Origin of the sequence: Qipengyuania sp. ASV99, assembly GCF_047872805.1 — a bacterium.
In the GTDB taxonomy this organism is placed as follows: Bacteria; Pseudomonadota; Alphaproteobacteria; order Sphingomonadales; family Sphingomonadaceae; genus Erythrobacter.
Genome location: NZ_JBLQUK010000004.1, coordinates 1 through 23,002, shown reverse-complemented (window position 1 = coordinate 23,002; position 23,002 = coordinate 1). Strand labels below are relative to the sequence as shown.

At 60.2% G+C, this 23,002-nt stretch carries 22 protein-coding genes; 18 read left to right on the top strand and 4 right to left on the bottom strand.

What is annotated here, in order from left to right; all coding sequences use genetic code 11:
• Positions 1–131: 131 nt before the first annotated feature.
• Together ACM64M_RS06635 and ACM64M_RS06630 are read left to right on the top strand one after the other, a co-directional pair.
• Positions 132–2,105: an alpha/beta hydrolase family protein gene (locus ACM64M_RS06635; protein ID WP_416227890.1), complete on the top strand. Its 1,974-nt coding sequence runs from the start codon at positions 132–134 to the stop codon at positions 2,103–2,105.
• Positions 2,106–2,230: 125 nt separating this feature from the next.
• Positions 2,231–3,301, top strand: coding sequence for a succinylglutamate desuccinylase/aspartoacylase family protein (locus tag ACM64M_RS06630; RefSeq protein WP_416227889.1), 1,071 nt, complete (start codon positions 2,231–2,233; stop codon positions 3,299–3,301).
• A gap of 414 nt (positions 3,302–3,715) precedes the next feature.
• Here ACM64M_RS06630 and dapA read toward each other — a convergent pair whose 3' ends face one another.
• Positions 3,716–4,597 (bottom strand): 4-hydroxy-tetrahydrodipicolinate synthase, encoded by an 882-nt coding sequence (gene dapA, locus ACM64M_RS06625; protein ID WP_416227888.1) that lies wholly within the window; start codon positions 4,595–4,597, stop codon positions 3,716–3,718.
• Between the two features lie 105 nt (positions 4,598–4,702).
• Here dapA and ACM64M_RS06620 point away from each other — a divergent pair, with 105 nt between their 5' ends.
• From ACM64M_RS06620 to ACM64M_RS06560, 13 genes are all read left to right on the top strand, one after another.
• Positions 4,703–6,658 (top strand): lytic transglycosylase domain-containing protein, encoded by a 1,956-nt coding sequence (locus ACM64M_RS06620; RefSeq protein ID WP_416227887.1) that lies wholly within the window; start codon positions 4,703–4,705, stop codon positions 6,656–6,658.
• A gap of 9 nt (positions 6,659–6,667) precedes the next feature.
• Positions 6,668–7,162: a GreA/GreB family elongation factor gene (locus ACM64M_RS06615; RefSeq protein WP_416227886.1), complete on the top strand. Its 495-nt coding sequence runs from the start codon at positions 6,668–6,670 to the stop codon at positions 7,160–7,162.
• The gene (locus ACM64M_RS06610) at positions 7,155–7,631 is read left to right on the top strand and encodes an invasion associated locus B family protein (RefSeq protein ID WP_416227885.1); all 477 of its coding nucleotides are present in this window, start codon (positions 7,155–7,157) and stop codon (positions 7,629–7,631) included. Before ACM64M_RS06615 ends, ACM64M_RS06610 begins: the two co-directional genes overlap by 8 nt.
• Complete coding sequence (locus tag ACM64M_RS06605; protein ID WP_416227884.1) at positions 7,628–8,029, top strand: VOC family protein; 402 nt, start codon at positions 7,628–7,630, stop codon at positions 8,027–8,029. The genes ACM64M_RS06610 and ACM64M_RS06605 overlap by 4 nt, the downstream gene beginning before the upstream one ends.
• Positions 8,030–8,082: 53 nt before the next feature.
• Positions 8,083–9,330 (top strand): 23S rRNA (adenine(2503)-C(2))-methyltransferase RlmN, encoded by a 1,248-nt coding sequence (gene rlmN, locus ACM64M_RS06600; protein WP_416227883.1) that lies wholly within the window; start codon positions 8,083–8,085, stop codon positions 9,328–9,330.
• Between the two features lie 68 nt (positions 9,331–9,398).
• Positions 9,399–9,971 carry a hypothetical protein gene (locus tag ACM64M_RS06595; protein ID WP_416227882.1) on the top strand — a complete coding sequence of 191 codons (573 nt, stop codon included), beginning with the start codon at positions 9,399–9,401 and terminating at the stop codon, positions 9,969–9,971.
• Positions 9,968–10,675, top strand: a complete 708-nt coding sequence (locus ACM64M_RS06590) for a hypothetical protein (RefSeq protein WP_416227881.1) — start codon at positions 9,968–9,970, stop codon at positions 10,673–10,675. The genes ACM64M_RS06595 and ACM64M_RS06590 overlap by 4 nt, the downstream gene beginning before the upstream one ends.
• Positions 10,672–11,289, top strand: a complete 618-nt coding sequence (locus tag ACM64M_RS06585; protein WP_416227880.1) for a class I SAM-dependent methyltransferase — start codon at positions 10,672–10,674, stop codon at positions 11,287–11,289. The genes ACM64M_RS06590 and ACM64M_RS06585 overlap by 4 nt, the downstream gene beginning before the upstream one ends.
• A 172-nt stretch (positions 11,290–11,461) precedes the next feature.
• Positions 11,462–12,100 carry an MOSC domain-containing protein gene (locus ACM64M_RS06580; protein WP_416227879.1) on the top strand — a complete coding sequence of 213 codons (639 nt, stop codon included), beginning with the start codon at positions 11,462–11,464 and terminating at the stop codon, positions 12,098–12,100.
• Between the two features lie 153 nt (positions 12,101–12,253).
• A complete protein-coding gene (locus ACM64M_RS06575) occupies positions 12,254–12,769 on the top strand; it encodes a glycine zipper 2TM domain-containing protein (RefSeq protein WP_416227878.1) in 516 nt (171 codons plus the stop codon).
• A gap of 108 nt (positions 12,770–12,877) precedes the next feature.
• Positions 12,878–13,669 (top strand): SDR family oxidoreductase, encoded by a 792-nt coding sequence (locus tag ACM64M_RS06570; protein ID WP_416227877.1) that lies wholly within the window; start codon positions 12,878–12,880, stop codon positions 13,667–13,669.
• Positions 13,666–14,352, top strand: coding sequence for a cytochrome b/b6 domain-containing protein (locus ACM64M_RS06565; RefSeq protein WP_416227876.1), 687 nt, complete (start codon positions 13,666–13,668; stop codon positions 14,350–14,352). The genes ACM64M_RS06570 and ACM64M_RS06565 overlap by 4 nt, the downstream gene beginning before the upstream one ends.
• Entirely contained in the window at positions 14,339–15,088 is a 750-nt protein-coding gene (locus ACM64M_RS06560) for a molybdopterin-dependent oxidoreductase (RefSeq protein ID WP_416227875.1), read from the top strand. Before ACM64M_RS06565 ends, ACM64M_RS06560 begins: the two co-directional genes overlap by 14 nt.
• A 6-nt stretch (positions 15,089–15,094) precedes the next feature.
• Here ACM64M_RS06560 and ACM64M_RS06555 read toward each other — a convergent pair whose 3' ends face one another.
• On the bottom strand, positions 15,095–15,547 hold the full coding sequence (locus ACM64M_RS06555) for a DUF1801 domain-containing protein (protein WP_416227874.1): 453 nt from the start codon (positions 15,545–15,547) through the stop codon (positions 15,095–15,097).
• Positions 15,548–15,639: 92 nt separating this feature from the next.
• Here ACM64M_RS06555 and ACM64M_RS06550 point away from each other — a divergent pair, with 92 nt between their 5' ends.
• Positions 15,640–16,944, top strand: coding sequence for a class I SAM-dependent methyltransferase (locus ACM64M_RS06550; RefSeq protein WP_416227873.1), 1,305 nt, complete (start codon positions 15,640–15,642; stop codon positions 16,942–16,944).
• Positions 16,945–16,950: 6 nt separating this feature from the next.
• Here ACM64M_RS06550 and ACM64M_RS06545 read toward each other — a convergent pair whose 3' ends face one another.
• Positions 16,951–18,318, bottom strand: a complete 1,368-nt coding sequence (locus tag ACM64M_RS06545) for an acyltransferase family protein (protein ID WP_416227872.1) — start codon at positions 18,316–18,318, stop codon at positions 16,951–16,953.
• Between the two features lie 154 nt (positions 18,319–18,472).
• On the opposite strand from ACM64M_RS06545, the gene ACM64M_RS06540 reads away from it, so the two are divergent.
• Positions 18,473–19,696 carry an argininosuccinate synthase gene (locus ACM64M_RS06540; RefSeq protein ID WP_416227871.1) on the top strand — a complete coding sequence of 408 codons (1,224 nt, stop codon included), beginning with the start codon at positions 18,473–18,475 and terminating at the stop codon, positions 19,694–19,696.
• A gap of 1,053 nt (positions 19,697–20,749) precedes the next feature.
• The gene (locus ACM64M_RS06535) at positions 20,750–21,322 is read left to right on the top strand and encodes a septal ring lytic transglycosylase RlpA family protein (protein ID WP_416227870.1); all 573 of its coding nucleotides are present in this window, start codon (positions 20,750–20,752) and stop codon (positions 21,320–21,322) included.
• A 1,227-nt stretch (positions 21,323–22,549) separates the two neighbouring features.
• Here the strand turns inward: ACM64M_RS06535 and ACM64M_RS06530 are convergent.
• The gene (locus ACM64M_RS06530; protein ID WP_416227869.1) at positions 22,550–22,771 is read right to left on the bottom strand and encodes a hypothetical protein; all 222 of its coding nucleotides are present in this window, start codon (positions 22,769–22,771) and stop codon (positions 22,550–22,552) included.
• Positions 22,772–23,002 lie beyond the last annotated feature (231 nt).

The window sequence follows — 23,002 nt, the reverse complement described above, 5'->3', positions numbered from 1 at the left end:
TGCGCGCTTCGCAAAGCCCTGCGTGCGCCAACAGCCTGTGCAAAAAGGTTGATTCGGCTCTGCTAATCGGTTCTAGATCGCACATCGCAGACTGGTGCCGCCTGACGCCAGAATTTACGGGGTCAAAATTCATGCGTTCAGTTTTCCGCGCTGTCGTCGCCGCAGCGGTCGGCTTTTGCATCTTTGCAGGTCCGCCTGCCTCGGCACAGCAAGCGGATGCGCCCACCCCGCTGCCAGTGGCATTGGAAGAATACGGCGAATTGCCCGATGTAGAGGATGCGTCGCTGTCCGTTTCGGGGAACCGGATCGCGGTCTTGACGACGGTGCAAGGGACGCGCGCCCTGTTGGTGATCGAAGACCAGACCAGACTGGCCAGCTCCTTTGCCATTGGCGATATGAAAGTTCGGTACTTTGAATGGATCGGCGATGATCGCATTCTGCTGGTGTCCAGCATGACGCAGGATCTTGGCTATTCCTTCACCACCGACAAAGCAGAATTTTACATCGGGACAATTCTTCCAATTACCGAGGGCACCGAAGGCGGGGTAATCTTCGCAAATCGCCGCGATCTTTTTGGGGCGATCATGGGCAATTACGGCATCCGCCAGATCGACGGGCGCTGGTATGGCTTTTTCGGCGCACTCGAACTCGAACGCCGGGGCCGAATGGAGTATTCCTTCGATCACGGCCGCCCATTCCTTTACCGGGTCGATTTGCAGGATTTTACGGCCAGGCGCATCGCCAATGCTGCACCCGAAGGGCAGGATTCCGATTGGTTGGTGGATGCGGATGGCAATCTGGCTGCGACGCTCGAAGTCAGCAACACCACCGGATCGTGGAAATTGCGCAATGGAGAAAGCCAGACCATCGCCCAAGGCACCAATCCGCTGGGGCGGATCGGTTTGATCGGTCTGGGCTATGACGGGACAAGCGCGCTCCTTTCGGAACGAAATGAAGATGGCATCGAATGGTATGAGATTCCGCTTGCAGGCGGGACATTGCAGCCATTTCTGCGCGAGGTCGATGTCGACCGGCTGTATTTTGACGACCTGAGCGGACATCTGATGGGGTATCTCGAAGGAGGAGCTTCACCCCGACCTGTGCTGCAGGACCCAGCGCATCAGGATGCTGCGCGCAAAGTGCGCCGCGCCTTTGCAGATTCCGACATGCGTATGGTCGACTGGACTCGCGATTTCGGCGATGTTGTGGTGCGCACCAGCGGCAATTTCGACAGCGGCACCTGGTTTGCAGTCGATCTTGCCAGCCTGCGCGCCAACGCAGTCGCCTATGAACGCACCGCAATTGGCCCCGATCAGGTTGGACCGATCTCAGTGGTGCAATACACCGCCAGCGACGGGTTGGAGATGGACGGTATTCTCACCCTGCCGCCGGGCCGTGATCCGCGCGGGCTGCCAGCCATCGTCATGCCGCATGGCGGCCCGCATAGCCATGATACCAAAAGCTTCGATTGGTGGGCGCAGGCCTTTGCCTCTCGCGGATACGCCGTGTTTCAGCCCAACTTTCGCGGCTCAACCAATCGGTCCGGTGAATTCCGGTCGGCGGGTTATGGCCAATGGGGGCGTCTGATGCAGACCGACAAATCCGATGGACTGACAGCACTGGTGCAGCAGGGCATCGTGGACCCCGCGCGCGTTTGCATCGTCGGCGCGAGCTATGGCGGTTATGCTGCGCTCGCGGGCGTCACACTGCAACAGGATATCTATCGTTGCGCCGTGGCCGTCGCCCCGGTCAGCGATATTGGCAATATGTACCGCGAAGACTATCGCGCGTCCGGCCGCGAGGCCACAACCCGTGCGTCGCTGCTCGATCAATTGGGACCGCGCGAGGGCTGGAATGAGGTTTCCCCGCTGCGCGCCGCCAGCCGCGCCTCGGCACCGATCATGTTGATCCATGGGCGCGATGACGTGGTTGTTCCCTATAGCCATTCGACCCGCATGGCGGATGCGCTGAAAGACGCGGGCAAGCCACACGAATTCGTCACGCTCGACGGCGAAGATCACTGGCTCTCACGCTCGCAGACGCGGCGGCAGATGCTCGAAGCGGCGGTGGAATTTGTCGAACGCCACAATCCACCGGCACGCTGAGACCCGGCCCATGCCGGTCCGCTGCTGACAGAACAAAAGATACTCTCGACGAAGGCGCTGTAGTGGAATAATCACAATCGCTTGCGCAGTCGCTTTTGCGTTGCGCGCGGCGGGGGGGCCGGGACATGTCGCAGACGCAATCGCAACCATTCGTTATTGGCGACACGACTATCGCGCCGGGAAGCTGGGCCGAGGTTGGCCTGCCGACAACCACACTGGTCACCGGATATTCCTCGCAGCTCGCGGTTCGTGTCCTACACGGAGCAAAGCCGGGACCAACCGTGTTCATCAGCGCCGCAATCCACGGCGATGAAATCGTCGGCACGGCAATCATCCAGAGGATCGCCGCCGCCATCGAACCCGAAAACCTTTCGGGCACGCTGATGTTGGTGCCGGTCGTCAACCTGTTCGGGTTCATGAGCCACACCCGCTATCTGCCCGACCGGCGCGACCTCAATCGCTGTTTTCCAGGAAGCCCGAACGGCTCGCTTGCCGGACAGGTCGCGCATGTGTTCTTCAGTGAAGTCGTGCGCCGGGCTTCGCTGGGCATCGATATCCACACCGCTGCTGTGCACCGCTTCAACCTGCCGCAAATCCGCATCGACGCCGGGAACAAGCGGCTGGTCGAACTCGCAATGGCATTTGGCGCGCCGGTCATCATCGAAAGCCCCTTGCGCGAAGGCTCCTTGCGCGAACTGGCCAAGACAGCGGGTGTCGAGATGCTGCTGATGGAAACCGGAGAGGCGCTGCGGTTCGATCGGTTTTCGGTTGAAACAGGCGTAAACGGGGTGATGCGCGTGCTCGCTCATATGGAGATGATTGAGGCCGATGATGGCCTTACCGAAGTCGGTATCCCTGCGCGCGCCAACAAGACTCAATGGGTCCGGTCCCCGCGCGGAGGCGTAACGCACCGAACACGCAAATCGGGCGACGCGGTGAAGAAAGGCGATCTTCTAGCGGTGGTCGGCGGAGTGTTTGGCGAAGACCCGCTGCAAATCATCAGCCCGATCGACGGGATCATCATCGGACACGCAACCCTTCCAGTCGTCCATCAGGGCGAAGCGCTGTTCCATATTGCGCGCATTGCCCACCCTGAACGGGTCGGCGCACGGATCGAAAGCCTCGCCGATGCGATCTACGCCAGCGAACCCGAAGGCCCGGCAGAAACCCTGCTGGACGAAGACGAAGTGATCTGACTGCCGTTCGCGTGGCACTTTGAAAGAAGGATAGTCTTTGTTTTACAGTGCTTTAGCGTTGCTACTTCTGACCCCGCCGGTCGACCCGGAACTTTCGCAACTGAGCGACGAGCATTTTTGTGACGTGGTGCGCTACGCCACTGGCCAAGCCGGTCCGCCAGGCAAGGCAGGGCGGCCAGTCTCTTCGCGAACCGTGCATGTCAACTGCAATGAAAAACAGGTCACCGTCGAACACCAGTTGACGACACGGGACATACAATTTCGCCGTTGGGTTAGGGCCTATTTGCTCGAGATTCAGCCTAAGGCTTGTTCAGACAGCGATAAATTGATGGTCGCTTTCAGAGACCGAGACTGGGAACAGCACTATTCATTCCAGAGCCGCGACCGAAGAACGATCGAGCACAGGATCGAGTGCTAAATCAGCCCCGCGTGCTCCAGCGCTTCGTCAACAGCGCGGCGCGATTCGTCGCTCGCTTCGATGATCGGCAGCCGCACCGTTGGCTCGATCCAGTCGTGCACCCGGCTCAGCGCATATTTGACCGGCGCCGGGCTGGCGTCGGAAAACATCGCATAATGCAGCGGAAACAGCCGGTCGTTAAGCTCCCGCGCCTTTTTCAGCTCATTGGCGGCAATCGCATTGTGAAATTCTGCGCACAGCGCCGGGGCGACATTGGCGGTGACCGAAATTGCTCCCCTGCCCCCGGCCGCCGAATGTGGCAGCCACAATTCGTCATTCCCCGATAGCTGGCAGAATTCGCGGCCGATCCCCATCCGGTGATCCGCCACACGCGACAGATCCCCGCTTGCGTCCTTTATCGCCACGATCCGGTCGGGATATTTGCGCACCAATGCCACGACCGTCTCATCCTCAATATCGGTGACAGTGCGGCCCGGCACATTGTAAAGCACGATGGGCAATTCGCAGGTTTCGGCAAGGTAGCTGAAATGGGCAATCAGCCCAGCCTGACTTGGGCGGTTGTAATAGGGCGCAACGCACAGCCCCGCTGCCGCGCCCGCCTTATGCGCAAATGTCATATGCAGCGCGGCGTTGCGGGTGTCGTTGCTGCCGCATCCGGCGATCACTGGCACGCGCCCGGCGGCCTGTTCGATGCACACCTCAATCACCCTGTGGTGTTCGGCGTTGGACAGCGTCGATGCCTCTCCGGTGGTTCCGCAAGGCACCAATGCGGCGCTGCCTTGCTCGATCTGCCAGTCGACAAGTTTGCGAAATGCGCGCTCGTCAAACGACCCGTCGCGGAAAGGAGTCACCAGAGCGGGAATGGAACCGCTGAACATTGCTTTTATCCTGCCTCTTACAATAAATGTCGGGATGGCGGATTCACAGTCAGCCCATCCTCTTGTTAAGCGCCTGATAAGGAGCCTATCGGCACAATGTCCAGCATGGCCAGAAATTTGCTTACCCGTCCTGTCGCTATTGCTGCATTTGCTGCCGCCGTCTTTGGCGCGGTTTCCGCGCCTTCTTCGGCGCGGATGGACGGGCAATCTGGTGGCACCCATATGGTGGCGCAGCAACCCGGTCAGATCGGCGCGGCAATCGCCCGCTGGGAAATGCTGCAAGGCAATGGGCAGTATCGTTTCGGTGACTATGCGAGCTTTGCGACCACCTATTACGAATTCCCGCGCAATGAATTGATCCGCGCGAAAGCAGAGCGCTCGCTCGATGTGGAGGCCCCTTCACAGGCAGAGATTCTTGCATTTTTCGACGCCCTGCCCCCGCTCTCAAACTCCGCACGGGCGCGCTATGCGTTGTCGCTGGCCGGGGCGCAGCGCGAGGAAGCTTTTGCGGTTGCGCGTCAGGCATGGCGCGGCGGCACGATGAGCGGGCCAGCCGAAGCCTATCTGATCGGGCTATACGGCAGCCGCTTCACCGCCGAAGATCACGCCGCACGCATGGATGCGCTGTTATGGCAGGAAGAGGCAGACGCGGCGGAACGCCAGTTGATAAACCTTGCCCCGGCGGACCGCGCATTGGCGTTGGCGCGGCTGGCGCTGGTGCGAGGTTCGATGCCGGAGGATGCCGGTATTCCGGTTCCCGCCGATGCAGTGCGTGACGCGGGCTATGTCTACAATCTGGTCAATTTTTATCGCTCGCGCCGCAATACTGAGGCTGCGATAAACCTGCTCGCCAATCGCCCCACCTTTGCAGTTCCGGCGTTTGAGCCAGAACAATTGGTCGGGGATATGCTCGCGGTGGCAGAGGCTGCAGGCGCGGCCACCACGGTGCAGATTGCGAGCCGGATCGACGATCTGTTCGCGCCTGATACCGATATTTCGCAAGGTTCGTTTGCCTTGCGCGACCGCTACACCGATTTGATGTGGATGGGCGGCACCAATGCGCTGTGGCGCTTGGGCGATGGGGCGGCAGCAGCGCCCTTGTTTCTGCGCTATGGCAATGCGGCGCAGACACCGCTCACCCGGTCAAAGGGCTTTTATTGGGCGGGCCGAGCCGCGCGTCAGGCAGGGCTGCACGCCGATGCGACGCGCTATTTCGAAATGGCGGCGCAATACCCGCATTATTATTACGGGCAATTGTCGATCAGCGCGCTGAATCGCCCAATGCCCGCCTTTGCCCCGCTGCCTGTGGTGCAGATTGATGCGCCAATTCGCGCCGAGTTTGAAGCCCGCCCGCTGGTCCGCGCAATCCGCAATCTGGCCGCAAACCGGCGCGACTGGCGCACAGAGCGGCGCTTCTTTCAGGCGATTGGCGCAGGTGCCGATACACCCGCAGAGCTCGCCATGGTTGCACAGCTTGCGGCTGAAACCAGACTGCCAGAAATGGCTGTGGTCGTCGGAATGGAAGCGGGCGCCAACGGGCTTGCAGGATTTGAGCGGATCGGATTCCCGACCTATCCCACGCCGGTCGTCAATGACTGGACGATGGTTCACGCAATCAGTCGTCAGGAAAGCGAATTTGACCGCACTCGCCAAAGCCACGCGGGCGCTCGCGGAGTAATGCAATTGATGCCGGGCACCGCGCGGGAACAGGCCGGGATGCTGGGCGTGCAATATATGTCGGCCAGTCTGTTTGACGATCCTTCGTATAACATCCGTTTGGGCGACGCCTATTTTGCCCGGATGATGGACTATTACGGCGGCGCCTATCCGCTTGCGGTTGGAGCCTACAATGCCGGGCCGGGCCGGGTAAATCAGTGGCTGCGGCTCAACGGCGACCCGCGCCGAGGCGAAATCGACTGGGTAACCTGGGTGGAGAAGATCCCCGCCAATTTCGAAACCCGTTATTACATCATGCGCGTGCTCGGCAATGCGGTGAGCTATTCACACATGTATCCGCAAGAGGCGGGCCTGGCTCGCCCGATCGATACATTTCTGCCATAGCCCGTCCGAATGACGGCTCAGCCAAAGACAGCAGGCGCGCCGCCGATCACGCCTTCGGGCATGGCCGCGCTCAAGGCGCGCTATGACCATCTGCTGGGCAAGGAGCGCCCGGAGATCGTTGAGATTGTCAGCTGGGCAGCGGGCAATGGCGACCGCAGCGAAAATGGCGATTACCTGTATGGGCGCAAGCGGATGCGCGAGATCGACCGCGAACTGGGCTATCTAGCCCGGCGGATGAAGGCGCTTCGGGTGGTCGATCCGGCCCATCAACCAGACCGCAGCCGCGCCTTCTTTGGTGCGACGGTCGAACTGGCGGATGATGATGACCAGCGCAAGATTGTCCAGCTTGTCGGCGATGATGAACAGGACGCAGGCGTTGGCCGGATAGGCTGGAATTCGCCCATGGCAAAGGCGCTGAAAGGAGCGGCCGTGGGCGATCTGCGCAAGGTCCGGCTGCCATCGGGGGTCAAGGAATGGGAGGTAATGGCAATCCGCTATGACTAGACTTGCTCTGTCCCTGGCCCTCTGCACCGCAATCGCCGCACCGCTCGCGGCGAAGGACAATCTGGGCGTCTATGCCAATTGGGCCGCCTTTCGAGACGCCAGCCCCGCGCGCTGCTATGCCATTGCCAAACCGCAGCGCAGTCGCAGCCCCGGCGCCTTTGCCAGCATCGCCAATTGGCCCGCACAAAACATCCGGGGGCAATTGCACATCAGATTGTCACGCGATGTCCGGGCAGATTCAGATACGGTGCTCACCATCGCAGATCGCCGCTTTGAACTCGCTGCAAACGGCAAAGATGCCTGGGCCCGAGACGCGCGTATGGATGCAGCCGTGGTCGCCGCCTTGCGATCCGCCACCCGGATGACCATCTCCGCTCGTGACAGCTCCGGCGCACGCTTCACCGATCAATATGATCTCACCGGGGCGGCGACCGCAATCGACGCCGCAGTCGTAGGATGCGCATCATGACCGACAGACAGCCTCTTTCCCCCGCCATCACTGCGATGAATTATGTGCTCGCTGTGCCTGACGCGATGCAAACTGCACGGTTCTGGATCGATGTCATGAAGTTCGACAGCCTGCGCGATCTGGGCGGCTGGGTCTTTGTCAAGCGCGGCCCATGCGTGATCATGTTGGGTTCGTGTCCCGACGCCATTGCCCCCAGGGAATTGGGCGATCACCAATATTTTGGTTATATCGAGTTTGATGACATCGATGCCTATTTTGATGAAATTGACCAAAGCAAGGCGGCCATAATCAAGCCGCCCACCACCGAAGAATGGGACATGCGCGAATTTGCGGTGCGGACGCCAGACGGACACCGCGTCATGTTCGGGCAGGATTTGGTGGCCCACCCGATCAGCTGACACATTGCGCCGCTGGCATATCGTCAAATTTGGGACTATAGGCCCCGCCAATCATGCCAGATACGACCCTCATGACAATCCCCGGGCAAGTGGACCCGGTTCCCGTCGCGCGTGACATAACGCCGCGCGATGATGGCCGTATTGACCTGATCGGCCTTTCCGCTGCGCGCATCCGCGAATTGTTCGAAGAAGCCGGGCTTGACGCGCGTCAGGCCAAATTGCGCGCCAAACAGGTGTTCCACTGGCTCTATCACCGCGGGGTCACTGATTTTGCGGCAATGAGCGACATCGCCAAGACCATGCGACCGTGGCTGACAGAACGCTTTGTGATTGGCCGCCCCAACGTGGTCGAGGCACAGCACAGCAGCGACGGCACGCGCAAATGGTTGCTGCAAACCGACGATGGCCACGATTTCGAGATGGTTTTCATCCCCGATGCAGACCGCGGCACATTGTGCGTCTCCAGCCAAGTGGGCTGCACATTGAATTGCACATTCTGTCACACCGGAACGATGCGACTGGTGCGCAATCTGACTCCCGGCGAAATCGTCGGTCAGGTGATGCTCGCGCGTGACGCATTGGGGGAATGGCCAAAGGGCAAGATGGATTTCGCCTTTGCGGATGACGAGAGCGAAGAAAGCGCCGCGCATTACACCGCCGACGGGCGCCTGCTCACCAATATCGTGATGATGGGCATGGGTGAGCCGCTGTATAATTTCGACCATGTGCGCGATGCGCTGAACCTGGTGATGGACGGCGATGGCCTCGCCCTGTCAAAACGCCGGATCACCCTTTCGACCAGCGGCGTCATCCCGATGATGAAACGCTGCGGCGAGGAAATCGGCGTCAATCTCGCCGTATCGCTTCACGCGGTGCGCAAGGAAGTGCGCGATGAAATCGTGCCGCTCAACCGGAAATACGGCATTGAGGACTTGCTGCAAGCCTGCGCCGACTATCCCAAAGCCTCCAATGCCCGGCGCATCACCTTTGAATATGTGATGCTGAAGGACAAGAACGACAGCGACGACGATGCGCGCGAACTGGTGCGCTTGCTGCGCAAATTCGATTTGCCTGCCAAGGTCAATCTGATACCGTTCAATCCCTGGCCGGGTGCAGGGTATGAATGTTCCGCGCCCGATCGAATCAGGGCATTCAGCGACATCGTGTTTGCCGGGGGCATCAGTGCCCCGGTGCGCACGCCGCGCGGGCGCGATATTGATGCCGCCTGCGGTCAGCTGAAAACCTCGGCCCACAAGAAAAGCCGAGCCGAACGCGACCGCGAAACCGCATCAGCCGGTTAAGATCCGCGCCCATCGTCCTTGGCGTGACGGTCAAAACCGCGTAGAGTGTCGCCAGAGAGGTAGGGGTCATGATCAAGACAATCAGGACAATTTCGCTCACGTCTGCTGCGGCAGCCTTCGCTTTTTCAGCGTTTCCGGCGCAGGCCCAATTGGGCGGCATGTTCCGCGACGCACAGCGCGGTGCGCAAGCGGCCGAGGGCTGCGAGAAGGGCTCATCAGGAGACACCGCACGCGGAGTTATCGGCGGGTTGCTGAGCGGTGCTGCGGGCCGCACGGCGCAGCGTGCGGGGCTTGGCCAATTTGTGCCTCTGTCCGAATTCACCGACCAGATATCGAAGGAAATCGCCTGTAAACTCGATCCCGAAGAGCAGAAACAGGCTGCTGATGCGACTTTGGAGGCCACCCGCAGTATCGACGAAGATGGCACCGGCGGCCCGCCGGTTGGTCAGACAGCAGCATGGACTTCGGACACGCGCAGGAATGTAAGCGGGACATCAACGGTAACCGCCCGCGATGCCAGTTCTGGAGACAACGACTGCATCACCGTTACCGATGTCATCATTGTCGAAGGCGAAGAAACCCGCGCGGACAAACGAATGTGCCGCCTTGCCGGGTCGCCGCGCTACACAATTGTCGCGTGAACCGGGCATTTGTCTCCAAAGCCTTTGTCACCGTCGCCAGTCTCTCTCTGCTGGCTGGTGCCAGCGAACGCGATCCTGAAAACCCAACCTGCCCAGCTGAACCGAACTGGGCATCACCCGAGCCGATGAAGCTTACCACGGTGGAGCGCGACGGGATGAAAGTCCTGCTGGCCGAGGGGCGCATCGACGCGAGCCTGCCCGCAAGGCTGAAACAGACGCTCGACAGCGACCCAATGATTGCCGAGGTCTGGCTGCGTTCGCAGGGCGGAAACGCAATTGCGGGCAATGAAGCGGGCCGGATCATCCGGTCCTATCCGGGTCTGCCCACCCGCATCCCGGCGGGGTGGACCTGTTTTTCCGCCTGCAATTTCATTTTCATGGGTGGAAACCCGCGCTTCGTGGATCAGGGCGGCGTTTTCATGGTGCATATGTTCACCCACACCGCCGATCGCTGGATCATCGACGACGCGGTGATTGACGGCAGCGAAGCCACCACTGAATTGATTGCCAGCATCGAACAATCCTCTGCCCTGCTCGCGACCGAGGACAACGATTTCCTGATCCGCATGGGGATCAGCCGCAAATTGCTGACCGATGTGATGTATCAACAGCAGGCGGTGGGCAATGAGGATGACCCCAGCACGCGATATTGTCTGACACAGGCCGAAGTGCGCGAATACAACGTTTCGAACGGATCGCAGTGAGCGATCAAGCCGCTGATACGCACATCGACCCGGCGACCTATGATTTCTACCAGAGCGAAGCTCCGTTCTATTCCTTTTGCTCGGCCATTGGAACCAGCCGCCACCTTGATGGGTTTCTGGACCGGCTGAAACCCGGTGCGCGCGTGCTGGAATTGGGGTGCGGGGCCGGCCGGGATTCTGCGCGGATATTGGAACGCGGATTTGATCTGGATGCGACCGACGGCATTCCCGCGATGGTCGCCAAAGCGAATGAACGCCACGCCATCAATGCGCGGCTAATGCGCTTTGACCAATTGGCCGCCGTGCAGGAATATGACGCGGTCTGGGCGCACGCTTGCCTGCTTCATTGTCCGCGCGCGCAATTGCCCGATGTGCTGGCTTCGGTGCATCGCGCACTCAGGCCGCAAGGGTGGCATTATGCCAGCTACAAACTGGGAACAGGCGAAGGGCGCGATCTGCTTGGCCGCCTGCACAATTTCCCTGCCGCGCAATGGCTGCGCGACACCTATCGCGCCGCGATGTTCGAAATTGTCGAGGAGCAAGTGTTTGCGGGAATGGGTTCTGACGGCACGCAGCGCGACTGGATGGCTCTGACGGTTCGCAGAGCACGTTGAACCACGCGCTTTCCTACCCGGCATGATTGTGCTGAAACAGCCAGATGATGACGCTGCTTCCTTCTCGCCCTGAACCGGACTTTCGCGGTGCGCGCGCGGGTGAAGTTTTTCCCGTCAGGACTGTGTTCCATGTGTTCCATCCTGTAGGAAAGACGCCGGTATGAAGGCCGATATGAAATGGGCTGTTGAAGCGATTTGCACCGGCACTGCGCGCCCGTTCAATGGCGCTGAACTGAGCGCCATTGCCAAGCGTCCGCGCGAAGAGGCGGTGCAGGTGCTGATCGAAGGGCTCGCCCCTGATGAACAGGCAGACCGCCGAGTGCATGGGGGGCCGGAAATGGCGCTGCATCTGTACCCTCTCGATCATCACGTGTTCTGGCGAGACAAGGTGCCCGATCCGTCGCTGCTCGATGAACCCGGCGCGTTCGGATCAAACCTAGCGGTGCGCAATCTCGATGAAGCCCTGGTGCATATTGGTGACCGGTTCCGCCTTGGCAGCGCGCTGATCGAGATCAGCCAGCCGCGCCAGCCGTGCTGGAAGATCGAGCACCGCTCTGGGGCCAAGGGCATGGTTGCCGCCATTATCGAGACGGGGCGCTGCGGATGGTATTTCCGCGTGCTGGAAATCGGCGAAGTGCAGGCGGGCGATTATCTGGAGCGCGTCAGCGTCGGGGAACGCAATTGGAGCGTATCCCGAGCGTTCAAGACGCTCGTTGCCGGAAAAGGGAGCCGCGACGATTGGGCTGAACTGGCTGATATGCCCGCGCTTGCGCCAAAGATGCGCGATCGGGCCCGCGCCAAACTGGGCTGATGGCTTGGTTTGGCCTCGCTTTCCTTGCGTTTCATCGCAGACAACCGGCATTTTGCCATAATCGGACCAATAACAACAATTCATTCATGTTACGTTCGTTTACAATGAACGAAATGGGGATCACCCGCTGATCGGGTCGGAAAGGAACTTCACATGAAAACGATCGCTTTGATTGCCGCAATGGGTTCACTCGCTGCGGTAACCGCCCCGGCCAGCGCCGCCGAAATTGGATCGCCAGCCTTGGCTTGGCAGGAAAATGCCTCGGCGCAAAACGCTGCCTCCTTTGGCGGCTTTGATTTTGGCACACGATCTCAATATGCCGATGACCGTTATGACGATAATCGCCGCTATCGGCGCGGTGACCGTTATCGTGGTCGCGGATACGATGATGACCGCTATGATGATGACCGGATCTATGACCGCCGGGGCCGGTACCATGAGCCGCGCCGCATTGGTCACCGCGACCGAGTCTGGCGCGGGCGCGATGGCAATTATTACTGCGAGCGGGACAATGGCACAACCGGACTGGTGATTGGCGCAGGATTGGGCGCGCTGGCCGGTCGTGCGATTGATACTCGCGGTGATCGCACCGTCGGCACATTGCTGGGCGCGCTAGCGGGGGGCCTGCTGGGCCGGGAGATAGACCGCAATGAACTGCGTTGCCGCTAATCTTGAAGAAACTCACTGTTGCGGGCGCCGCGGGTCAGCAATGACCGGCGGCGCTCTGCCTTTGTGCGCGCGATTGATGCGCGCAGCGGGCGCTGTTAGGGCGAGAGCATGCCAGAGCCCGAGCCCCTTCCAGCAGTCCTTGTTACCGGAGGCGCCACACGTATTGGCGCAGAAATCGCCAAAGGTTTCGCTGCAAACGGATGGCACGTGGTCATCCATTATCGCAGCTCTGGCATGGATGCAGAAGCATTGGCCGCCGCCCTGCCCTCGGCCGAAACATTCTGCTGCGATCTGGCCGACATTGCCGCCGCCACCGAAATGGTTGAGGCATTGGCCGCGCGACTTGCCGATTGGCGCTGCCTGATCAATTCCGCATCGGTATTCCGCTATGACGATGTAACCTCGCTCAACCCGGATACGAACCGGGAGGCAATGCAGATCAACGCGCGCGCGCCCGCATTGATGGCAAAGAGTTTTCTAGAGAACATAAAAGGGGCCGGAACGCACTGTGTGATCAATATTACGGATATGAAGCTGGAAAACCCCAATCCTGACTTTTTCAGCTACACAATGTCCAAACATGCGCTGGCGGCGACCAATGCCATGTTTGCGGTCCACGCACGCTCGGCAAAGTGGGAGCGGGCGCGTGTTTATGGCATTGCGCCGGGTGCGATCCTGGCAAGTCACGACCAATCCGAAGGCGAAACCGAAGTGTCGCACAGACTCAACCTGCTAAAGCGCAAGACCCAGCCGCAGGAAATCGTTGAGGCCGCGTTGTTCCTTTCCACCGGCGTCTTGCGCAGCGGTTCCACTTTGTTCATCGATAGCGGCCAACATCTGCTTTCTCAGGACCGTGACGTTATCTATCTTGCTCGGCAGAAATCAGCGGCTTGCCCATGAAGCGGCACGCTCTGGTCACCCGGCTATGGCACTGGGTCAACGCGCTGGCGCTGGTCGTGCTGTTCATGTCGGGCTTGAATATCTCCAACGCCCACCGGTATCTCTATTGGGGCAATTACGGTTTTGATCCGGCGGATGCCTGGCTCAATGTGATCCGGTTTCCCGCATGGGCCACCATCCCGCAGCGCTATGACCTTGCCGAGGCACGCGATTGGCACAACACTTTCGCATGGGTCTTTGCGGCCAGTTTGTTGGTGATGTGGGGGGCAAGCCTCATCAATCGGCATTTCTGGCGTGATATTGCCACTGGTCCGCATGATTGGTCACCGTCAGCGCTGCTGATGTCCATTCGCGGCCATCTGAGTGCAAAGGCAGAACGCGAAAGCGATGCCTACAATCCGGTTCAGAAAATCATCTACGGTATCGTGCTTGGAATATTCCTGCCGATGATGGTGTTCACCGGCCTTGCGATCAGTCCGGGTTTTGAGGTGATCGCGCCTTGGCTGGTCGACCTGCTGGGCGGTAGGCAAAGCGCGAGGAGTCTGCATTTCATTTTTGCGTGGGGGCTGTTTGCCTTTGTCGTCCTGCATCTGGTCATGGTGCTCCTATCGAACCCGGTCAGACAAATCAGCCAGATGATCACCGGAGGGCCGCAGCGGGAGAATTCAGATGGCAGAGATTGAACGCCGTGCATTGCTGGCCGGGCTGGCGGCGTTGCCTGCGGCAGCTTGCACCGACCTTGCTCAGACCGGACCGGCGGGCGACCTGTTTGATACAGCGGAGAATTGGCACCGCGCCGCCCATCGGACGCTTGCCAGCAGACAGGCGCTTGCCCCGGAATATGCGCCAGAAGAGCGCTCTCTTGACATCCGCGGCAATGGGTCTCTAACGGTCGACACGGACGAATACCGCGCGCACAAAGCCAGTGGTTTTGCCGATTGGCGGATCGAGGTGCGAGGGCTGGTGACAAATCCACTCAGCCTTACCCTTGCCGAGTTGCGCGCCTTGCCGCAACGCATCCAGATCACCCGGCATGATTGTGTTGAGGGATGGAGCGCAATCGCCGAATGGAGCGGGCCGCAGCTCTCCGAACTGCTCGACATGGCGCGGGTCCGCGAAGAAGCGAATTTCATCGTCTTTCGCTGCGCCGACACGCTTTATGGCCGGGACTATTATGAAAGCATCGATATGGTCGATGCCTATCACCCGCAAACCATTGTTGCGCATCAACTAAACGGACAGCCGCTGCCCGAGAAAAACGGCGCGCCTCTGCGTATGCGGATTGAACGGCAGCTTGGGTACAAACATCCCAAATACCTTACCGCCATCGAAGCTGTCGCCAGTTTTGACGATATCCACGGCGGCAAAGGCGGGTTCTGGGAGGATGTCGGCGATTACCAATGGTATGCCGGGATTTAATGCGCGTCAGTCTGGATATATCCGCTGCATCGCCGCCCAGTCATCGGCGATCATGCGTTCGAGCACACATAAATCGATATCAGCCAGCTGGTTGATATACAGACAGCTTGCGCCGGTTTTGTGTTTTCCGAGCCGCGCCAGCGCCGCCGCACGCTTTTCGCCAGCGCCCTCATCGCAGTAACCTCCCATTAGATAGAGGGAGATTTTCGCTTTGCGCGGTGAAAATCCGCTACGCATCCAATGAACATTGCGGCCACTGGCATAGGTCGTACGATATTCACCAAATCCGACTATTGAATCGCCCCACATTCGCGCTTCGGCCCCAGTCACCCTCTCGAACAAGGCAAGCAGAGTGCGAGCATCGTCACGCCTAGCCATGGGTTCAACCTTGGCGATAAAGTCCGCCGCAGAAGCGTCACTAACTTGCGTCTTGGTTTCGGTCACAGGGTTTGCTTTCATTCAGTTGCGCAAAGTGACATTGACACTCTGATACACTCCGCGTCAATTGTAGGCACTTTCGTATCAGCTTGCTTAGGGGACAAAGCAAATTCATGTGGCTACTCGATAAATTTCTCGGCAGAGTCATCCGCGAAGGTCGGTTGATCGTCACTGATTATGACGGCAAGATCTATGACTATGGTGACACCGCAGCGGCGGGTGAGCCGCTCAAGATCCGGTTGACGAACAAGAAAGCAGCCAATCACATCGCTCGCTATCCGCAGATGGGCGCGGGTGAGGCCTTTATGTGGGGCTGGCTCGTGGTCGAAGAACCGCACGACATTCGCGACCTATTGCTGTTTGTGACCGCGCAGACCAAACGGATCGGTGACAAGGCGATCCAGGCGCAAGGCCCTGTCAAAAAGCTCGCACAAAAGTTTGGTGCCGCCCTTGATGGTATCAACTTGCGCGCCAGCGCCCGCTCCAATGCCGAACACACCTATAATCTGACGCGCGAGTTGTATGAACGTTTCCTCGACGAGGACCGGCAGTACACGATGGCCTATTACCGCGAGGAAGACCCCAGCCAGACCAGTCTTGAAAAAGCACAGATGGACAAGAAGGCGCACCTTGCCGCCAAGCTCTATCTTGAGCCAGGCAAAGCCGAAGGGATGCGCGTGCTCGACATTGGCTGCGGGTGGGGCGGGTTTGGCCTTTATCTCAACAAGATGTACGGCGTCGAAGTGCTCGGCGTGGCGCTCGCCCCTGATCAGATCAAGTTTTGCAATGAGCGCGCCGAAGCCGCCGGGGTCGCGGACAAGGTAAAGTTCGAATTGCTCGATTACCGCGATGTCCAAGGGCAGTTTGACCGCATTTCCAGTGTGGGTCTGCTCGAACATGTCGGCACGCTGCATTACCCGCAATTCTTTGAGCACACCAACCGCATCCTGAAAGATGACGGAGTGATGATCTCGCATTGTTGCGGACGCGCGGGCCCGCCGGGATCAACCGACGCATGGACGCGCAAATACATCTTCCCGGGCGGATACATCCCAGCGCTCTCGGAATTGGTGAAGGAAAGCGAGAAACATGGCTTCGAGGTCACCGATGTCGAGGCCATGCGGTTCCATTACAGTCACACTTTGGAGGAATGGTTCAACCGCACAGTCATGCACCGCGAGGAAATTACGCAAATGTATGATGAGGTCTTTTACCGCATGTGGCTCTTCTACCTCGCCGGCGCTGAACAGAGTTTCCGCAACGGCGGAATGATCAACTGGCAACTGCAATATGTGAAAGACCGCTCTGCAATCCCGATGACCCGCGAATATATGCACAATGAAAGCGCGCGCCTGCGCGACTTGGGCGAAGTGCCAACATGGCGGTTTGCTGACAGCCTTAAGGAAGCGGCGGAATAGTCGGTCCTAGGCCGCCGAATCCAGCTTGGTTCGGCGGCGCGTGATCATGTCATAGATCGGACCGAAGCCCAGCAATGCGGCTCCTATGAACGGAGCCGCCACCACTGAAATCCGAATGCCCGTCCAGCTATCGGGACTGGCGATTGTTACGCCCGCTGTCGCAGCAAGCCCGGCGCAAATCAGGAACACACCTGCCACCACCCGCGCCTTGGGCACCGTACGTCCGCCTCTGATCGGGCCAAAGCTTCGTTCATTACGGGCAAAGATCGCTATTAGCGGCAGCAGCGCCAGGATATAGATGCCCAGCCACAGCGGACGCGTCGCCCACCACGCGGCGGTACCGGGAACCGAGTCCAGCCCGGCCCCGCCAAGCCCAAGCCAGACCACAGTCATCACCAGCACAAAGGCAGTGAGGTGCCACAGATAGACAGTCATTATCATGCCATTCATCAGCACAGTGGCGGTCCAGATGCGGACATTGTCCAGCATCTTGCGCCCCGCAGGCTCCAGAGCCAACACCATCCCGACCTGCGCCGCACCCAGCGCGAACAAAGCCAGCGTGGGCGGAAGTGAATTTGAAAAACCTCCCGGTGCAGACACCATTGCTACCGGGTAAAAGCCATAAACCGTGATTGAAACCAGTATCCCCAGCGAAACCGCAAACCACGCCAGTGCAAACAGGCGATTATCAAACCGGCCAGCGCGCCATGCAAATCCCAATTGGTGGATCGCCAGAAAGACCCAAAGGAAGTTGGTGAAATTGACGTATGGCACACCGACGGAGAATGTCAGCCAGTCCGTCCCAATGGCAAGCGGGACATAGACCGCAAAACTGAGCCAGCCAAATCGCTCCCACGCTTTGTGCGTCAGGGGTGTGCATGCCGTAACGATCAGATAGACGGCAAGGAACCAGACCGGGATCAGCGCAGCCTCGGTCGCATCTCGAATCTGTCCGCGATCAAGACCCAGCTGAGTCATGACGACCGCCAGCACGCCCCATAGCAGAAGGACGGGGAACGTCGGCGCAATCAGGCGCTGCACGCGGCTCGCCAGCCAGTCGCGATAGACGCCCGTCTGCCCCGGCTGAGCCTTGCCGGTGGTCGCATCCCAGCTCACTCCGTTGGAATATCCGCCGACGAGGAAGAACACCGGCATCACCTGAAAACCCCAGGTCAGCCAATGGGCCCAAGGCGCAACGCTAAGCAGATCGCCGCGCTGCAATTCCCCAGCTTCATCGACATATAGCCCCGCCATCAGCCAATGGCCAAACACCACCGCGAGGATCGAGATCGCACGCAGGAAATCGACCCAGCGATTGCGTTCTGGCGGGGTCATTTCCGCCAGCTCGCGCGCCTTGCTCCACATTGTCAGCATTCAGTGTGTTCCCCGCACGCCGCGCCGCCAAGGATGCAGGGCAAGCGCTTTTCGCCTTATAGAGGCTCGAAATACTTAGGAAAGGGTTGCCTGCCCCTTTCCTAAACCTGCGTTTGTCGGCATGGGGCGCAGCAAATTCAGGAGCAACGCCAACATGTCCGACATCAAGAAAGTCGTCCTCGCCTATTCGGGCGGTCTCGATACCAGCGTCATCGCCAAATGGCTTAGCGTTGAGCGCGGTCTGGAGGTTGTCACCTTCACCGCCGATCTTGGTCAAGGTGAAGAGATCGAACCCGCCCGCGCAAAAGCCCGCGCGATGGGCATCCCTGATGCGCATATCTTTATCGAAGATTTGCGCGAAGAGTTTGTGCGTGATTTCGTCTTTCCGATGATGCGCGCCAATGCCCGGTACGAAGGCGACTATCTGCTCGGCACCAGCATCGCGCGCCCGCTCATATCCAAACGCCTGGTGGAAATTGCCCATGAAACGGGCGCAGATGCCATTGCGCATGGGGCAACCGGCAAGGGCAACGATCAGGTGCGCTTTGAATTGTCGGCCTATGCACTCGACCCGAATATCGAAGTGATTGCTCCCTGGCGCGAATGGGACTTGACCAGCCGCACCGCGCTGATCGCTTGGGCAGAAGCGCATCAGATTGCGGTTCCGGTAGATAAGCGCGGGGAAGCGCCGTTCTCGACCGACGCCAACTTGCTGCACACCTCTTCCGAAGGCAAAGTGCTTGAGGATCCGTGGGAGGAAACTCCCGATTATGTCTATTCGCGCACCAATCATCCCGAGGATGCGCCCGACGCTCCCGAATATATCGAGATCGGATTTGAGCGCGGTGACGGCGTGTCGCTCAATGGAAAGGCAATGACCCCGGCGACACTGCTTGCTGCTTTGAACGAACTGGGACGCACGCATGGGATCGGTCGGCTCGATCTGGTCGAGAACCGCTTTGTCGGCATGAAGAGCCGCGGCATGTATGAAACCCCCGGCGGCGAGATCTACGCCCGCGCGCACCGCGGTATAGAGCAGATCACGCTGGACCGCGGCGCGGCGCATCTCAAAGATGAACTGATGCCTAAATATGCAGAGCTCATCTACAATGGTTTCTGGTTCGCACCCGAACGCGAAATGTTGCAGGCCGCAATTGACCTTAGTCAGCAACGCGTCACCGGCACCGTGCGGCTGAAACTGTATAAGGGCATGGTCAGCGTTGTCGGGCGCAAGAGCCCGCATTCGCTCTATTCCGAAGCGCATGTCACCTTTGAAGACGATGCGGGCGCCTATGATCAGCACGATGCGGAAGGGTTCATAAAGCTCAACGCCCTGCGCCTGCGACTGCTCGCAAAGCGCGATTCGCAAGGCATTTGAACCATCTTTCGGCGTGTCGCCTAAGCGTGTTTCACATACTTGTAATATCTGAAAAGCCGCGTGTTCAGGATTGAACATCGCGAGTTAGGCGAGAGCCGCAAGGTTCCCAAAACAAGCCGTCAAATGCGACGAACGGTTGACTTGTCCACCCCCGTCCACAGGTGATCCGGTCAAAAGTGGAAAACTCACTCTTGTCGGCCTTGCCCAAACGCGGATTCGAGCGCAGTTTCTAACTGTCTTCGGGACACAAAAACTTGGGAAAGAAGGCCGCAAGGTTATGAATTTCAAGGGATTTATGTAGCGTAGATGCGGTGGCGACTGTCCACGCGCGATCTTAGAGGAGGACTGCATAAGGTTTCGGCCGAATGCAAGACTGCTTGTTTGAGGAAAGTGCGAAGCTTCGTCATCGGTGAAGGCCGCGATACCGGTTGGTGATAGCTGTAGCGAAGGGTTCTCGTAATCCGGATCTGAGTGTCTGAACCACCAGCCAAAAGGGTCTCGGTCTCGGTTTTGCCAAGGGCTTGGCAGCCATAGGGAGCGCTTCGGCGTGAACTGGGCAAGCGGGCCGGGAAGCAAGGCCGGATGCCGGTGCGAGCGCCGGTGACAAACCGCGAAGCAAGGCGGTGCAGAGTAGCGAAAGCTGGGCTGCACGGCCGGACGCGGCAAGGACATCGGGCGCCAAGCGCGCTGCAGGATGAGCAAGAGGGACGGCCCGCCGAAGCTCTTGCAACACCGCAGCGACCACGCGCTGGTGAGAGTGGGGTCGGCAGCAATGCCGGCCCCATTTGCATTTCCGCGCACACCGCGGCCCCCATGACCGGCGCCCCGATCACCGGCGCCCTCATCTCCCATCTCCCATCGCCCCTTCCCAGCTTTGCCGCCCTCGCGCTTGCCACATGCAAGTGCCGTTCCCCGGGGGGCTTTTCGCCATTTCCTGCACCTTCGCCCCATCGCAGATTCGCCCCGCTTCGCGCCAAACCGCCCTTTCCGCCCGCCGCGTCGCAGCTTGGCGATTTGCACAAGCGCCCTGGCCGGGTGTAGGCCAATGCGACCATGCGCCCTTCAATCGGCCTCTTGCCCGCGCAGCATCGCAATCGGCGCTTTGCCCAACGCGCAGTCCGCGCGGCATGGCTCTGCACTATGGTCGCGCTTCCGCTCCAGGCTTCCTCCGCACAAACCGCGCCCACCGCCGCTTTGCCCTTTGACACCCATTTTGAGGGCATCATCGAGCCGCTCGCCCCGGACCTTGGCACCATCGACCCGGTCGCCCCGCCCTCTTCCGTCGATCTCAGCAGCTTTGACCCGCCGGTTGAGCAGCGCGAGGCGGCGCGCCCGCTGGGTGCTGGAATCGCCTCATATTACGGCCGCCGTTTCCATGGCCGCCCCACCGCCAGCGGAGAGCGGTTTGACATGACCGCCCTGACCGCCGCGCACCGCACGCTGCCGTTCGGCAGCCTTGTGCGGGTCACCAACCCGCGCAACGGGCGCTCGGTCACCGTGCGCATCAACGACCGCGGCCCCTTCACGGGCGGGCGGCTGATCGACCTCAGCCGCGCCGCTGCCGAGCAGATCGGCATCGTCGCCGCAGGCCACGGGCAGGTCGAACTTGAGCTCCTCGGCCCCTGAGCCGCCACCGCTGTCCCGCGCACCCCGTGCCGCCTGCCCCTCTGCCCGCCCCGCCGCCTGCCCCGCCCTCAGCGCTTGCGGATCGGTGACGTTCCACCACTCCACCACCCCCGCGCCGAACGCGGCGAGTTGCAGCGCCTCGATCTCTCCCATCGAGAGCACCCCGGTGACCTGGTCCTTGAGCGCCGGAGCATCCGCAGGCCGCGCCGCCTCCATCGCCTGCAAGCGCGCCTCCGTCTCCGGCAGCGCATCCCCTTCCGGCTCCTCGTCATTCCTACACGATGGAACAGGTGGAACACGGTCCTGAGCGATATTTTCTGCCCTCGCCGCATTGTGCCCGGTGCCCGCGCCGCGCAGCATCAGATCGTCAATATCCGCCCCCTCAATCAGCGCGTCGATACACGCATCGAGCAGCGGCAGTGCCGCGCTTACCGTCGCATTCTCCTCCAGCCGGTCAAGCCGCGCGATATGCGCCAGCAGCAGCCGCGAATCATACCGCCGCCGCCGCGCGATTTCCTCGCCGTGGTAGAACACCGGCTCCTCCACCCCGTTGATCGCACGGTCCGCCAGCGTCGCCTCGGCATGGGTCCGCGCCGCGACCAGCGCCGCATCCCACGCCAGCGCAAATCCGCGAGAAGCCCGCCGCCCGCGATAGGCCGTCTGCGCCGAGACGCCCGCCCGCCCACAGGCCAAGCGGACATTGCCGAACAGCTGCAAATGCTTGAGAAATTCCGCCTGACGGTTGGCGGTGAAGATGGTGTGATGACCAAGCGATGATGTCGCTGTGGTGTCGGTAAAGGTTTCGTGGGGGAGGATTGCGGTGGAGGGGGCGTTCATGGTTCACCTGTGATTGGGACAACGGAACCGAGCCATTTATACGGGAAAGCGCGAGTAGGAAAATGCGGGAGCGGTGCGATCCTCGCAGAGACGCGGTTTTCACCCCTTACCGTCACCCCAGCGCAGGCCGGGGTCCAGGGCCGCAAAGCACCGCCCTAGCCGCGCCCACCCCCAACCCCTCCCGCAAGCGGGAGGGGAACGAGGAGTCGAAGCGAAGCGTAGACGGCCAAAGGCCACCTGCCGAACCGCAGGTGAGGCTTAGTCGCAGCGGGGTGGGCTTGACCTCCCCCGGAGCGCCCCAAGCGTCACCCAAGCGCAGGCAGGGGCCTAGGGCCACAAAGCACCGCCCCTATCCGCTCTAGATCCCAGCTTGCGCTGGGATGACGAATATCAAAACTGTTCCAGTTCCCGCGTGACCACCCGCCCGAACAGCGCGATCTCGTTGCGCATATGCCGCAGCCGGTTTTCGAAAGTCATGACAGGCCGCGAACCGATCAGGCCGTGGTCCACCCTTACTCCCCACGCCTTCCAAGCCGGATCACGCGGATCGAACTTCTCGGAAACCAGCGAATTGCCAAGCGGGATTTGCTGCTGCGCAGGGGATTTGGGCATGGGGAAGCTCCTGTGGGGGTTGTCGGACGCGCAGCGACCGCAAGGCTGACCAGCCGCCGCGCCCACTGGCGCGCAAGCCAAGTGAGCGGATGCGAACGCTGGCGCCTGAGGCGCTACAAACACATGAGCCGGGGTATGTATGGCAGGATGAGGAGTGAACCGCCCCGGGATTGTCGGAGGCTCCAACTCTTGAGTAGATGGAGTCCTTATGAGCAAGACAACGAACAAGTT